Origin of the sequence: Hymenobacter qilianensis, from assembly GCF_014638675.1 — a bacterium.
Classification (GTDB): domain Bacteria; phylum Bacteroidota; class Bacteroidia; order Cytophagales; family Hymenobacteraceae; genus Hymenobacter; species Hymenobacter qilianensis.
The window spans coordinates 166,630-181,645 of the sequence record NZ_BMFN01000005.1 but is presented as its reverse complement, the minus strand read 5'-3'; the positions used below and the strand labels follow the sequence as shown (position 1 = coordinate 181,645).

General features: G+C 58.9%; 10 protein-coding genes. 3 read left to right on the top strand and 7 right to left on the bottom strand.

Annotated elements, in window-relative coordinates; translation table 11 throughout:
- The 7 genes from IEW06_RS19660 to IEW06_RS19635 form a co-directional block, all read right to left on the bottom strand.
- Positions 1–424 (bottom strand): DUF6503 family protein (locus tag IEW06_RS19660; RefSeq protein ID WP_308422047.1); only part of this gene is annotated, 424 nt, incomplete at its 3' end.
- Between the two features lie 461 nt (positions 425–885).
- Entirely contained in the window at positions 886–1,638 is a 753-nt protein-coding gene (locus tag IEW06_RS19655) for a DUF2625 family protein (protein WP_229743184.1), read from the bottom strand.
- 304 nt (positions 1,639–1,942) lie between these two features.
- Positions 1,943–2,305 (bottom strand): hypothetical protein, encoded by a 363-nt coding sequence (locus IEW06_RS20820; RefSeq protein WP_229743183.1) that lies wholly within the window; start codon positions 2,303–2,305, stop codon positions 1,943–1,945.
- Between the two features lie 189 nt (positions 2,306–2,494).
- Complete coding sequence (locus tag IEW06_RS19650; RefSeq protein ID WP_187734473.1) at positions 2,495–2,911, bottom strand: hypothetical protein; 417 nt, start codon at positions 2,909–2,911, stop codon at positions 2,495–2,497.
- Between the two features lie 67 nt (positions 2,912–2,978).
- Positions 2,979–3,389 carry a hypothetical protein gene (locus IEW06_RS19645; protein ID WP_187734472.1) on the bottom strand — a complete coding sequence of 137 codons (411 nt, stop codon included), beginning with the start codon at positions 3,387–3,389 and terminating at the stop codon, positions 2,979–2,981.
- Between the two features lie 137 nt (positions 3,390–3,526).
- Positions 3,527–3,865 carry a hypothetical protein gene (locus tag IEW06_RS19640; protein ID WP_187734471.1) on the bottom strand — a complete coding sequence of 113 codons (339 nt, stop codon included), beginning with the start codon at positions 3,863–3,865 and terminating at the stop codon, positions 3,527–3,529.
- Between the two features lie 364 nt (positions 3,866–4,229).
- Entirely contained in the window at positions 4,230–4,901 is a 672-nt protein-coding gene (locus IEW06_RS19635; RefSeq protein ID WP_187734470.1) for a hypothetical protein, read from the bottom strand.
- Between the two features lie 194 nt (positions 4,902–5,095).
- Here IEW06_RS19635 and IEW06_RS19630 point away from each other — a divergent pair, with 194 nt between their 5' ends.
- From IEW06_RS19630 to IEW06_RS19620, 3 genes are all read left to right on the top strand, one after another.
- Positions 5,096–5,305: a hypothetical protein gene (locus IEW06_RS19630; protein WP_187734469.1), complete on the top strand. Its 210-nt coding sequence runs from the start codon at positions 5,096–5,098 to the stop codon at positions 5,303–5,305.
- 546 nt (positions 5,306–5,851) lie between these two features.
- Positions 5,852–6,388 (top strand): hypothetical protein, encoded by a 537-nt coding sequence (locus IEW06_RS19625; RefSeq protein WP_187734468.1) that lies wholly within the window; start codon positions 5,852–5,854, stop codon positions 6,386–6,388.
- A 572-nt stretch (positions 6,389–6,960) separates the two neighbouring features.
- Positions 6,961–14,550: an IPT/TIG domain-containing protein gene (locus IEW06_RS19620; protein ID WP_188548814.1), complete on the top strand. Its 7,590-nt coding sequence runs from the start codon at positions 6,961–6,963 to the stop codon at positions 14,548–14,550.
- Positions 14,551–15,016 lie beyond the last annotated feature (466 nt).

The following is a 15,016-nucleotide window of genomic DNA, read 5'->3' as shown; positions in this document are numbered from 1 at the left end:
AGGCATCGTTCAGACCATAAGGCAATAAGGCAAAATAGATAACAGAGTTTACAGAGTTTGAGTAGGCCAGTTTTTTATCTTCTGACAGGTCAATCCTTTTGCCATTGACTTCACGGTAAAAGCCGTTGTTCTGCAGCACGTCCTTCACATGGCCAGAAGAATCTCTAAAAGCTCTTGTATATGTAAAAAAGCCATCATTTCTAAAAGCTGTATACTGCCTTTCTCGGAAGGTGAAGCTAACCAAGATTTTATCAAACAATTTGCCGCCGTGAGCTTTTATAGATAAGTCTACCACCTCCTGGGCTTTGCTTTTAGCCTTTATTGAAACGGGTATTTTATCGACTCCCTTCTGGCACGAAAGAACCGCGACGGCGTGTATTACAGCCAAAAAAATTTTACAACCTTGAAACCAATTATTTCTCATAAAACCAGCTAATCATTTTTTTATTTTTCTAAATTCCCTTTCCTGTTGCAAGGAGAAGGCACTGAAACATCGAAAATGTGACCCCTAGAAAACCATATTCATCCTTGACACCGAAAAAGCTTTTAAAGCAAGTTTCCCAAGTTGCCTCGCCTTTCTAATCCAAAATGTGCAGCATCCACAGGAAAGCATACAATCGCTATTGGTTGAGCCGAATGGCCATCCCATTCAAACTTCATTCGGTTTGAAAAATCTATACTACAATTCGTTGGGTCAAGACAGGTATCGAGACTGCTGGGGACAAGATGGTCCAAATCGTGTTTACGCGAGCAGCTATACCAAGAAATACCTATACCCAGTAGGCAGGTAAGAACGAGTTTCCTACTACCAACCTTTCGGACTGCTATTCCACCTTTGCTCATCTCTTGTAGCCTTGTCATCACCTGCCTGTTGTTCCAGTAACACTAGGGTGTCCCCTCGAGCTGCCGCTGCCTTTCCTGCCCCACGCTCCACAACTCGGCAATAGGAACCACGCCCCGCTTCGTTTTGCCCACGTTCTTCCCCTCCTTGGTGAAGAGAAACGGGTAACAGGCGATCTCTTGGCCCCCCGTCACTTTATTGATTTCTTGCTGCCAGCCTTTCCAGCGCAGACGGCGATAGTACCCCTGCAGGTCTCCCGAGAAGCAAAAGCGTAAAAACTCCGAGTAGGTCTTCTCCGTGGGTTCCCAACGGAAGGCATCGGGGGCGAAATAGAAGACTTTACCCAGCGATTCGGCGCCGAAGGCCCCGCCATTGAGGGCATAAAAGCCCCCGAGCACATCGTCGGCAATCAGCAGCATGCCCGCTGGCTTGCCTTGGTTCCACCCCATCAGGGTCCTATTCAGGGCCGGACGGCCCGAGCCCAGGATCCGGAGCCACCCGCCATCCACCAGCAGCCCCCCGGTTTCATAGATGATAGCACCCAGGGGCGAGCGCGTGGTGACTTGCGCCGCTAGCAAGGTGCTATCGGCCCGCGCCGGGGTTTTGGGCAACACCTGCACCGGGTTTTTAGCTTCGCGCAGCCACTGCGCAACGAGCGCCCACCCAGGCTCTTGCTGATTGAGTAGCTCCGCTAAGGGACGCGGGGCCGGGGTTTGAGCAGTGAGGCAAGCGCCAGTAGAGAGCAGCAGAACCAGACTAAGCCAGAAGCGAGAACTAGAGGGAGAAATACGGGCCACAAACTAAAAAGAAGGAAACGACCACCCAGCCAGCATCGGTCGTCTGCTAGGGATACGATATCGATAAGAGGGGATGGCCCGCCCGAGCGAAAAGCAAGGTAGGCGATACGTGTTCTCCTCTTCTCGCTTAGGCCGATCTAAAACTAGTGCTTCAAACTGGAAATGTGCTAATCTTGAGTGCCCAGAATGGTGCTAGGAGCTAATAATTATTCCAAGTCCACTCTTATAACTAACATTACGTCAAGAAATTATTCCGCGAAAATACTCGAGCACTGTCGCTGCTTTTAGTCTTCAAAAAATCAATTTACTTATCAGCTCGAGTTAAGTAGAATATCGTATCGGTGGGGTTCACCAATTGTAGCGTCTTGTATCCCTTTTTAGAGAATCGCACCAGAATATCAGGGCACTCAGGCACACAGCCACCAAATTCCCCTGTTACATCAAAGGCACCATGAGGATCCGAGTATTGTGGGTCATTTGAATCGAATGATCCCAACGCCATAATATGTGGATTGAAGGTTTCACAGCGGACTGAGTCGAGTGGAACCTTCGTCTGTTGATCGAGCACAACTCCACGAACATGCCGATATCCTTCACAACCAACTAAGCAAAGGGTAGCACAACAAGTCAAAAAGAAAAGAGTGCGGTGCTTCAGAAAGTAGAGCATAGCGTCGCGGCAGTATGATTTTTTAACTGGATCTAATGACACAAAAGGGTGTTTTGGCTGTCCTAAGGCCATGTTAATGGTCGTATAAGGTAAATTATGTAAATGACCATTTCTGAGACTGCACCATGCCTCCCAAGTGACGATGGTTCCTCCTTTTGTCTAGTTTACGGTTGCTAACCAGTAGCTGCCTCAGGACTCATACAGGCGGAAGCAGAGACTCGCGAGTACGATACTGCAAGCATAGACGGCGCTGAGTAGCATCGCCATCGAGCCCCTAAGCAGTAGAAAGTTGAGGAGCACGCCGCCGATTGCTATTGCGTTTAACAAGAGCTTAATGGCAAAGGCCGAGCGTAAGGTGTTCAGCAACCAGGCATGAGCCCACCAGCACGCCCCCAAGACCGGCAAGGAGAAGACCAAGCCAAACAGCAGGAATACGGGCCACGTTTCCCAGCCTCGGAGGCCTTCGCCTTGCACCACTCCCAGCAAGACCAGCAGGGTCGGGCCGAGCACGATGCTGGCGGCCCACCACTGGAGGGGATAGCTCGTATTAGGAGCTCTCCGTTTGGGAGGAGTACCAGCGGAGGCCGGCAAAGAGGGGGTTAGCATGGTAGCAACCAATAGATAGACCGACGAGGATAATAGTTTACTAAGCAAGAACCTCTGTTTTCTGGGGCTAGTCCTGTACTCGGCGGTAGAGATGCGCGCCTTCCTCGCCGGATAGGATCAGCACGTCCTTGTCCTTCAGGGCAAACGCAAACCGTCCCGCATAGTCTTCCTCGTACTGGATGCGGATACTGTCGCCTTGCAGCGTATAAGCATAGGATTGGAACTGGTCCGGATAATAAACCGAGTCCTGATTGATTTGAAAGGTGACATTTTCCTCGCCTTGAGCAACCCACATGCCCAACAACGGATTTGCCAACCTCGTCGCTGATGGCCGTCCGGTGGCTTCCTCGCTTGGCCTACTAAGGCCTTCTGGTCGGCCCACCTCTGATGGCTCGCGTGACTGGTCAGGCTGCTGCTCGGTATTCGACGTACAAGCGGCCAGTATTATAGCGAGTAGCGCCACAAGAACTGTTTTCATGAGGACGTGAATATATTCGTTACTAAAGAGGATACTCCGGCCCCGTCGTATGATGGCCATTATGGTAAGCGACAAAAACGAGATCTGGGAGAGCCTCGATAGAAGTGTCATGTAGAGAGAAAGTCCTGTTGCAACGTTCACGAAGAAGAGCCTGGACGCTGCTTTTTCAATCGATTGGCCCGGAATCGAGCGAGCTGCTTCGCCGTTGGCAGTTTCCAATACGCGACGTCAGCCAGCACCTTTTCTACTTCATCCTGATCTTCCCCCTCCTGCAGTTCTTGGCTGTACTTACTGCAAAGCATTTGACGCACTTGCGCCGCTTCTTTAAATACGTTGGGCTCAAAAGAATACAGGAGTGCCCACGCTAAGTCTTCGTCCTTATCTGCATACCGACTTCCCAAGCGGTCTAAACCCACGACGAGCTTGGTCAGGAAGGCGAGCGCCTGCAATGCTTCTTCTTCGGTGAATTCTTTCATAAAGGGGGGAAGTGGGTTTTCCCTTCAAGTAAGCAATAGATAAGGTAGCTTCAACCCTTCCCGTGTCCTAGAAAGGCCGTGGCTGTTGCAAAAGTCTAGCCCTCGCTGAAAACAGGGTGTTTGAACCACGAATCCCTTCCCACAAGCGGCGCTTACTTACGCCTTTTAGCCGCGAGGAGTCGCCCGGGCGACCCAGTAGATTTTCTCTGCAGGGTTTTACAACAGCCACGGCCCTCACGTTCACCAGCGAATCTCAGAAAGGAGTGCAGTAGCAGTCGAAGCCACAACGGCCGCTTCTCCACGGTAGAAATGGCTACCAGCCTTCTTCCTCAACTCCGCTGGCACCGCCCCGGCAGGCATGGCGTTAGCGCACCAAGCTCAGCTTGAGGCCAAATTCGGGCATGAAGTGAAGGGGGAAGCGATAAAACGTCACCTGGCCCGTGGTGGGCTCATAGCGCCCGCGCCGCTGATTGGCCACTCCGCCGCCCACGTAGGCATCCACCAAGCCGTGCCCGCCCAGGCGCCGCTGCAGGCCCCAGACGGCCGTTAGGGTCGAGTAGTCATAGCCCACCTGCCCGCCCCCCGGGCGGGAGCGGAAATAGTACCAGTGGCTGGTGGATTGCAGCCCCAAGTAGTTGCCGGTAAAGGGCCCATGGGCCCGCCCCTTGAGCCGGCGCTTCTCCTGGTTATAATAGCGCCGCAGGCCGAGCTCGCCGCCCAGCTCGTGCAAGCGCACCGCCGGCCCGTCGTAGAAGCGACCACCCCCGACGATGAAGCCGCTGAACCCATTCACGTACAGATTCCACCCAGGCCGCAGCACCCCTTCCGCCCCCAAGACCACCGGCACGGTCCAGCCCCCATAGCCGACCCAAGTGAAGCCGCGCGTCAGGCCCGTGCCCAGCTTGAGCAGCAGGGGCCGGGTAGCGGCCGCTGAGGGAGCGGTCCTCGCCGAATCGGGGGGAGCAACTTGGGCGGCGGCCGGAGCGGCCAGGGCGAGCAAGACGACCAGTCGGCCCAAGAAGATAGCTTGTGTCATAGAACAGGATACTTATATAGAAGTAGAGCTATAACTATGCCGTTGATTAAATATTGCTCGACGTGCGGGACCAGGGGGGGCGCCGCTTCCCTTCGCCTAGGGTTGGAGCCAGTACCTGCTGAAAGGCCTTTTGGTTAGCATAATGGCCATTATTGGACTTCACCCGATGCATTCAGCGTTTCCCTAGTAACAAAATGAACTGGATAAAAATAGGGTTTGGTATTGCTTCGCTGGCCGTAGGAACGAAGTGGTTCATCCATTTACTGACACCCGCTCAGCGAGCTCGACTGCGGGCAGATTGGTTCTTACCCAAGGATAATTATGTCAAAGAGATGTCTAACGCCACCGGCCTCATTATTTTAGGCATTGGCCTGATTATACTCGGTTTAACTGATTCAGAGTAGATAACTGGGTTGAGTCGTGTTAAAGAATACTGATTTGCACATACTTAAATCAGTATTCTTTAACATAAACGACCTTATACGACCTTATTAGCTGTTACTTAATGCGAGACCACCGTCTATAACCCAGGCGGCCAGCGGTGATGAGACCAATTACAAGCGGTGGGAGTACACTCAAGGTCAATAAAACAGGCCACCAAATGACCGCTACCCAAGCATAATAGAAGCCGAATCGCCCTAGTGTATACACCAAGTTTGTCGTGTAGTCCTCATTAGCTATCATATCCCCTACGGCACCAAGAGCACCTACTGTCAGCCAGAGAGCAAGGCCGATTAGAAACGAGTTACGTAGGGTTTTTACGGTCTGACGCATAGGCAGGCTTTAAAGTAGCACTGTGACGGGTAGAACGTCCTGCTCAAGCTACATTCTATTTCTAAACTCTGTCCCTTAACATAAAGTAAGTTATACCCGACACCTCGGAAAAGTAGTAGTTTGATTCCAGCGTAATGTGCGTTCTTGTTCTAGCACTTTAGCTGCCCAACTCTACGATGACCAAGACACCTGCCTGCCCATTAGTCGTTTACGGTGAAACCACCGGTGGACCCGTTTGTATATCCTCTCTGGAGGCCGCCAACCAGTGGGCAGGAAGTGACCATGAAGGGAGTTTATATGGGGCGGTGATAGAGAGCATAGGCACTGCGGCCTTCTTCCGCTTCAGCCAAGACTACGCTTTCTTCAACTCGGAGACGGGCAATTTTGCCCTTTTCAAATCTGATGAGGCCTTAGTGTTAGTCGAGATTGTTTCGCTCGAAGAAGACGCCGTTCTCCCCTGGAGGGGGATTGAGTTCAACATTCTACCCCAGACGCATGCTCCGGTGCAACTGCAGGGTCTTACCTGCTTCTTTGACTCCAGTCAGTCAATTCAAGCCCGTATTCTCCCTCAAGAATCAATCTATGCCATAGGGCATAGCAACGTCTGGAATACAGTGGTGCTGGAGTGCGACTACCAAGCCGTTTGTGAAGTCGTGTTTGAATCGGATACTATGCACTTAGCAGGCATTTGCTTTCTGAAGAAGGAAGCATAAGGATAGATTTTGGACGCACAGAATACAAGTTCTGGTAGATCTGATGGAAAATAAGGACTGATAAGCAGGGTCTTATCGATCTCTATACGGGAGGGTGTACAGTGGTTGAACGCTCCTTGAATATCTGTACAGCGTCAAAAGTCCGTACTGATAAGGCCAGGGTATCGGTACTTGTTGATTAATTGGCATTTTACAAAGGGACATTTTTTAAATGTCTAATATAGTTGGCCTCTAACTATGGCCTTTCTCACTCTGTTTCAGTGTCGATAAGCTTAGGGCTAGATCCCCTAAGACAGCGGGTTTACTTCATGTTTATACCCCTGTTTTTCATGCCCTTGCTTCCATTTAGTAGCAGCTAATGCCTTTTCTTGCCTGCAGTGATTGCCTCTGATAAGTACCTATTCTCATGGGTCACCCATGCATATCAAATTATTAGAATATAAAATAGCTAAGGCGTGAGTTGGTTTAGTAGCTTTACGAGTTGAGTTGAACTATGTCGTGCTACTATGCTGCCTTATTACCCTTTGTTACGATCCCTTTTTCCTAGTACACGACCTTTATCTCTCTTCTTATTGCCTCATCTATTTACGCCTTATCTGCGCCTACTCTTGCTGCTGGTCCTGCTGCATGTGGCAGGGACCACGCAGGCGCAACTACCTGCCGCGCCCCAGGTGGTAAGCGTCACCCCCACCCGCAATGCGACGTCGGTCGCGGTGAGCACTGATCTAACGATCACTTTTTCCCGGCCGATGCAGGCAACGACGGCCTCCGCGGCCGGATTGCGGGTGTATAGCGCCCAGCGCGGAGGCCTGCTCGAAGGCACGTACAGTGGTGGGGGCACGAGCGTTGTGGGGTTCACCCCCGCCCGCGCGCTGCGGGCCGGGGAAACACTCCAGGTAGCGATACCCAAAGCCGCCCAGGATGCTGGCGGCACCGCGTTGAGTCAAGCGTATAGCTACCAGTTTACCACCCGCACGGCACCTTCCGCGGGCACGTTTGCCTCCCCTGGCGTCCTGCCCCCTTCGGCCCCTTCTACCTATGGTATCACCTCGGCCGACTACAATGGCGATGGCTTCCTGGATCTGGCTAGTTGCAGCCAGGGCAGCACGAGCAAACTCCAGGTACGCTTCGGACAGGGCGACGGTACGTTTGGCAGCGCCGTTGACTACGCGATGGGCGCGTCCTATTATCTGACGTCGGCCGACCTGGACAACGACGGCGACCTGGATTTGGTAGTGGGCAACTATGGGCAGTTGGTAGTCATGCAAAACAATGGGAGCGGCGTATTCACAACGCTCCGCGGGTTTCCGACGGCCAGCGATGTGCGCACTATGGCGACGGCTGACTTTAATGGTGACGGTAACCTGGATATAGTAGTAGCCTGCGCCGCATCGGGCCTCGTATGGGTGCATTTCGGGCAGGGCGACGCTACCTTCACCATCACGGGGAGCACCTATTTCACCGTGAGCGCCCCGGTAGGGGTAGCGGTGGGGGACGTAGACGGTGATGGCGACTTGGATTACGTGACCGCCACTGCCCAGAGCAATCGGGCGTTTGTGCGCCTCAACGATGGCACGGGCACCTTTACGGCCGGGGCTACGCTGACCGTTGGATTCCAGCCTAACAGCATTGCCCTGGGCGACCTGAACGGCGACGGAGCGCTGGACGTGGTGACGGCCAATCAGAACAGCAGCACCGTATCCGTGCTGCTGAACACGAACGCCGGCACCGGCGCTTTCCAGGCGGCTACGACGCTGAACACGGGCAGCACACCCACTGACGTGAAGCTGGGCGACGTGGATGGGGACGGCGACCTCGACCTAGTGGTGAGTGGCAATACCCGCGACGTGCGGCTCAACAACGGCAGTGGGCTATTCAGCGCCGGCCCGATTATTTCATCTGGAGCGTACTACGCAGCGCTGGCCGACGTGAATAACGACGGGACGCTGGACTTGCTGGGCGGCTCCAGCTCATCGCCTACCGGCGGCACCAGCAGCATCGGTGTGTACCTGAATGCAGCCACGCCAACGCTGGCCAGCTTCAGCCCAGCGAGCGGCCCCATCGGCAGCACCGTCACGCTAACGGGTACCAACCTGGCGGGCACCACGCAGGTAACCTTCAATGGCCGGCCGGCGGCCAGCTTCACCGTCAACTCGTCCACGTCCGTAACGGCCGTAGTGCCGGCGGGCGCAACCAGCGGGCGTATCGGTGTCACGACGCTGCCGGGAATGAGCGCTACCAGCGTTACCAACTTCACGGTTGCTGCCCCCGTCGTGATCAGTCTTAGCCCGACGCAGGGGCCGGCCGGCACCGTTGTCACGGTGACGGGTACGGGTTTTTTGGAAGCTACGCAGGTAACGTTTGCGGGCACGGCCGCTGCTGGGTTTGTGGTGAATGCGGCCGGTACGCAATTGACGGTTGCGGCTCCGGTTGGCGTGCGCACCGGCCCGGTGGTGGTAACAACCCCCAATGGGACCAGCAATGGGGTGCCGTTTACGGGCGCGCCAATGCTAAGCAGCATTTCGCCGGCCTTTGGACCAGCTGGCACGGTGGTGACGCTGACGGGAGCCGGGCTTCTTAACGCCAACGCCGTTACGTTTGGCGGGGTGGCGGCGTCGGGCTTCACGGTAAATGCGGCCGGCACGAGCCTGAGTGTGAGCGCCCCCGAGGGTGTGCTCTCCGGGCCCGTCTACGTGACTACCCCCTACGGCGTGAGCAACAGCGTAACCTTCACGGGAGCCCCGGTCATTACGTCGTTTTCGCCAGCCTCGGGGCCGGCGGGCACCCGGGTGACGGTGCAGGGTCTCAATTTGGCGGGTACCAATCAGGTGACGTTTGGCACGGCCACGACTACGGCATTTGCCGTCAGCTCGGCCACCCAGCTCTCGGTGACGGTGCCCAGTGGGGCCAGCAGCGGGCCCATCCAGGTGCGTACGCCGGCCGGCACGGCCGTAAGTACCACGGCCTACACTATCCCGGCCCCGGTGCTCACGGCCCTGTCCCCGGCCAGCGGCCCGGCTAACATCGAGGTAATTATCACCGGCACTGACCTGAGCGACGTGACGGGCGTCACATTCAACGGCGTAGCCGCCAGCTTTTTTTTCGCTAACTCAGCTACTTCCGTTTCCGTTTACGCGCCGAACGGAGTGACGACGGGACCGGTGGTGGTGACCACGCCGGGCGGGCCGAGCAACGGACTGCTATTTACGGCGGCCCCGGTGCTGAGTAGCTTTAGTCCCACCGGCGGCAGCCCCGGTACCGTCGTCACCCTGACGGGTCAGAACTTGACCGACGCCACCCAGGTGAGCTTCAACGGCGTGGCGGCCGCCAGCTTCACTGTTGTGTCGGCCACGCAGCTTACCGCCACCGTGCCCGCCAGCGCCAGCAGCGGCCCCATCCGGGTGACCACGCCGGGGGGCACGGGCGCCAGCCGCAATTCGTTCTTCGTCACCGCGCCGGTGCTGACGGCCATCGCGCCCCCCGCCGGTCCGGCCGGTACGGTCGTGACGTTGACCGGCAGCGACCTGCTGCAGCTGACGGGCGTGACGTTCAACGGGGTGGCCGCCCCGGGCGCCACCGTCGATGCCACCGGCACGCAGGTGACGGTGACGGCCCCCGCTGGCGTCTCGACCGGACCGGTCGTGGCAACGACGAGCGCGGGCCGGAGCAACGGGCTGCTATTTAGCAGCGCCCCAACCCTGACGGCGCTCAGCCCGGCCTTTGGGCCGGCCGGCACGCCGGTCACCCTCACGGGCACGGGCCTGGCGGGCACCACGCAGGTGACGTTCAATGGCACGGAAGCCCCGGGCTTTGTGGTGAATGCGGCCGGCACCAGCCTGACGGTGACGGCCCCGGCGGGCCTGACCACTGGCCCCGTAGTAGCGGCCAACGTCTACGGCCCCGGCAACGGCCTGGTGTTTACGCTGCCTCCTACTATTAGCACCCTGAGCCCGGCCAGCAGCCCCGTCGGCAACAGCGTGGTCGTGACCGGCACCGACCTGCTGGGCGCTACCCGGGTAAGGGTGAACGCCACGACCGCGGCCAGCTTCACGGTCAACTCCGCCACGCAGCTCACCTTCGTGGTGCCGGCTGGTGCTATCAGTGGCCGTGTGCAAGTAACCACCCCCGCCGGCACGGCCATCAGCCCCACCAACCTAGTAGTGCCGGCCCCGGTGATCACTACGCTCTCGCCCAGCGCCGGCCCGTTAGGTAGCTCGGTGAGTATTGCGGGCAGCAGCCTGCGCGATGCCCGCCAGGTAACGTTTAATGGTACTCCTGCTGCCGGGTTCGTGGTAAATACGGACGGCACGCTGCTGACGGTAACGGTGCCCGCCGGGGCTACGACTGGCCCGGTAGTCGTAACCGCCCCCAACGGCGTGAGCAACGGGCTCACGTTTACGGTTGGCCCCACGATCACTAGCCTGTCCCCGGCGTTTGGGGGGCCAGGCACTCAAGTTACGGTGGCAGGCAGCAACTTGGCGGGCACCACCCAGGTGACGTTCAACGGCACGGTGGCTCCCGACTTTATGGTGAATGCGGCGGGTACCAGCCTGACGGTGGCGGCGCCAGCCGGCGTCACGACCGGACCGGTCGTGGTAACGGCTGCGGGCACGGCCAGCAACGGCGTCCTCTACACGGCGGCCCCGGTTATTACTGCTTTCACCCCCGCCAGCGGGCTGATTGGTACCCGCGTCACCATTGCGGGCACCGATCTGAATCTACCTACCCGGGTACTTTTCAATGGCGTGTCCGCCACGTTCACAGCGGGCTCGGCCACCCAGTTGACGGCCACCGTGCCCGTGGGCGCTAGCACGGGCCCCGTGCAAATAGTGACTGCGCACGGCAGCGGCATTAGTGCTGCCAACTTTACGGTACAAGCCCCGATGCTTACAGCGGCAACTCCCGCGGCCGCGCCCGTGGGCGGCACGGTTACGCTGACGGGCACTAACCTGCAAGGCACCACCGGGCTCACCTTCGGGGGCGTGGCGGCTCCCGGCTACACCTTGAATGCCGCCGGCACCAGCCTGACGGTAGCCGTGCCGGCTGGGGCTACCAGCGGACCACTGGTGCTCACGGCCCCGCACGGCAGCAGCAACGGCCTCGACTTCGCAGTGCTGCCAGCCATCACGGGGGTAACCCCCGCCCCGGCCGGGGCGGGCGCCCCGGTGACCATCACGGGGACGACGTTTGGTGGCACTACCCAAGTGAGCTTTAACGGCGTGCCGGCCACGTTCACCTTGGTATCGGCCACCCAACTGACGGCGGTGGTGCCGGCCGGGGCCACTAGTGGCCCGCTGCTTGTAACCACGGCGGCCGGCCCCAGCGCCGCGTTTGCCTTCGCGGTGCCGCCCGCCGTCGTGCGGCTTACGCCAGCCGGCAACAGCCTGAACGTGCTGCCCGGCACCGGCGTCACGGCCAGCTTCTCGCGGGCCGTGAATGCGGCGACGGCCGGACCGGCGGGGCTCCGCCTGTTCGGCAGCCAGTCGCTGGGGTTGCTGCCGGGCACTTACGCGGGCGGCGGCACCAGCATGGTTTCCTTCACCCCCAGCCAGGCGTTGCGGGCTGGCGAAGCCATCCAGGCCACGGTGCTAGCCGGCGCGGCCGCCGCCGATGGCACGCCGGTGACCCGGCCCTACGTCGCCCAGTTCACCCTGGCTACTGGCCCGGCACCGGGCACCTTTGCGGCCGGCAGCCAGTACCTGGCTACCACCGGTAGCACACAGGGCGTGGCGGTGGGCGACTTTGACCGCGACGGTTACCCCGATGTGGCCGCCTCTAGCGGGCGCACCAGCCCCACGGCCTTCCTCACCATCTACTACGGCGACGCCACTGGCACTTTCGCCCGCAGTTACAGTGGCATGCTGGGGGCGGCCACGTACCTGACCAGCGTCGACGTCGACAACGATGGCGACCTGGATTTGCTGGCCACGATGCCGGCGGGCGGCGCCGAGGTGTGGCGCAACGACGGCCTCGCGGGCTTCCGCTTTCAGACTACCGTGCCGACCCCTAATTCGCGCATGACTGCGGCCGCCGACCTGAACGGCGACGGCAACCAGGACCTAATCATTAGCTGTAATCTCGGGGGCGCCTACAGCTGCCTGGGGCGAGGCAACGGCACCTTCGGGCCAATCACATCCTTAATCACCGCCCGGGTACTGGGGCTGGCGGTGGGCGACGTGGACGGCGACGGCGACTTGGACTTGGCGATAGCCAGTGCCAATAACAATTACGTAGCCGTGCGCCTCAACGACGGTACCGGCAGCTTCGCAGCCCCCGTGCTGGTGCCGGTGGCCAACACCCCCAGCGCCGTGGCCCTGGGCGACGTGACGGGCGACGGGGCCCCCGACCTGCTGGTGGCCCAGTACGACTACGGGGTTACGGCGGGGCAAAGCTCAATGGTGCTGCTGACCAACAACGGCACCGGCACCTTCACGGCGGGCGCGCCGGTGAGCATCGGCGGCCACCCCCGCGACCTTAAGCTGGGCGACGTGGACGGCGACGGCGACCTGGACGCGGTGACAGTGAACGAAGCCTCCGCCAGCGCCTCGGTGTGCCTCAACCAGGGGCAGGGCTCGTTTGTACTCACGACCACAGTGCCAGTCGGCAGCGGCCCGACTAGCCTGGTGCTGGCCGATCTAGACGGCAACCACACCCTGGACTTGGTGGCGGCCAACTCGACCAGCACCGCCGCCCAGGGTGCTCTGCTCGTGTTCAACAAGCCAGCCCTGTTCATGTGGACCGGGGCCGTCAGCGCTGACTGGAATACGGCCGGTAACTGGCAGGGCAATGCCGTCCCTACTCGTTCCGACGACGCCTCGATTCCTGCTGGTCTGACGACCTATCCCGTCGTGGACCAGGGCCGCATTGCCGTCCACAGCCTCACCATTGCGGCAGCGGCTCAGTTTACCGTGAATACCGAAGCCACCGTGGAGGTGTTGGGGAACTGGCAGAACCACGGTACCACCACCTTGCCCGGCGCCGTGGTATTCCGCGGGGAGGGAGTCCAAACGGTCGGCGGCACCGCGTTGACTCGTTTCGGCACGCTGGAAGTAAATAAACCCACCGGGGCGCTGACCTTGGAGCAGGCTGCGGTGGTGACGACGGAGTTAATCATGCGCACCGGGGCGTTAGTGACCAATACGCACGAGTTGACCACGACCGGCGCGACGCTACGGGAAAGTCCGGAGAGCTACGTGCTGGGCACTACGCTTAGCACGGCCCAGCTAACGACGGCCGGCATGAGCTACGACTTCGGGGATCTGGGCCTGGTGCTCACCCCCCGCGGGGCCATTTTGCCGGGGGCAACGACGGTGCGCCGCCTGACGGGCACGAGCCTATCCGGGCAGGGTTCCGGGAGCACCGTGCTGCGCTCCTACGACATTGAGGCCGCCACCAATAGCGGCTTAGATGTCGTGCTGCAGTTTGGCTATTTTGATTCGGAGCTCAACGGCCTGGCGGAAGAAGGCCTCACCCTGCTGCGCTCCGCCACGGGCCCAGCCGGGCCCTGGGAGGCCGTTGCGTCGCTGAGCCAGAATACCACGGCCAATACGGTTACGGCCAGCGGGGTGGAGCATTTTTCCATTTGGACCCTGAGTCAGCGTACGAATCCGTTGCCCGTGGAGCTGGTGCGCTTTACGGCCGAGGCCAAGGGGAACGATGCGCTGCTGCGCTGGACAACGGCGCAGGAAAAAGACAACGCGGCCTTTGTGATTGAAAGTAGCGTCGATGGGCGTCGCTTTCGCGCAATCGGCCGGCAAACCGGGCAGGGGACGCGTACCCAAGCCACAGCCTATCAGTTTTTGGATCGGGATCTACTACGCTATGACGCCCCGGTGATTTACTACCGCCTGCGGCAGGTAGATACGGATGGCCGGGAAACGGTGCTGCCGGTTCGCGCCGTACGCGTCGTGCAGGCTGCCCCAGAATTCCGCGTGTACCCCACCGTCGTGGCGGATGGCCATTTGCGTTACCACTATGATGGTACGTTCTCCGCAGATGCAACCCTGACGGTATATAATACAACCGGCCAACTCCTGCTGCGCCAGCAAGGCCCCACGCTGGGGACGGGCGACGTCGCCTTGCCCGTCTTGCCAACGGGCTGGTACCTAGTACATTTAACTACTCAGGGAAAGCACTACACCGAGCGCTTTTATCGACCGTAAAGCCACCGTAGGTAGTAGCCCAGAGCCCGTCACCTTCCTCTACCTTACCAGTGACCGGTAGGACTAGCGACTCTAGCCTACCTACCTACGCCTGAAAAAAGGAAGCGACAGCAGGGGCCCTGCTGTCGCTTCCTTTTTTCAGGCGTAGGTAGGTAGGCGAAGTGCGGGGAGAGGCGTCGAAGTAGGCTAGTTGTTCCAGGTATAGTTTCAGCCAGTGTCTATTATAAGGATCCTTTTCCGGGTAGCGTCTCGCTGGCGCCGCGCTCGGCTGTCACGGTTATTTTTTTGGGGCCGGTACGGCGCAAAAATGGGTATCCACGCGATCCAGCCCTAAAATGCCCCCTATTATCGCTCCCCCACGCCTGTTTTTAACCCCTTCGGAGGCCTAGGTAGGGGTTTCAGACAGGTTTCAGACACCTTTCAGGCAGGTTAGGGCAGAAGGAGCTACCCGCCAGTGCGCCTTTTG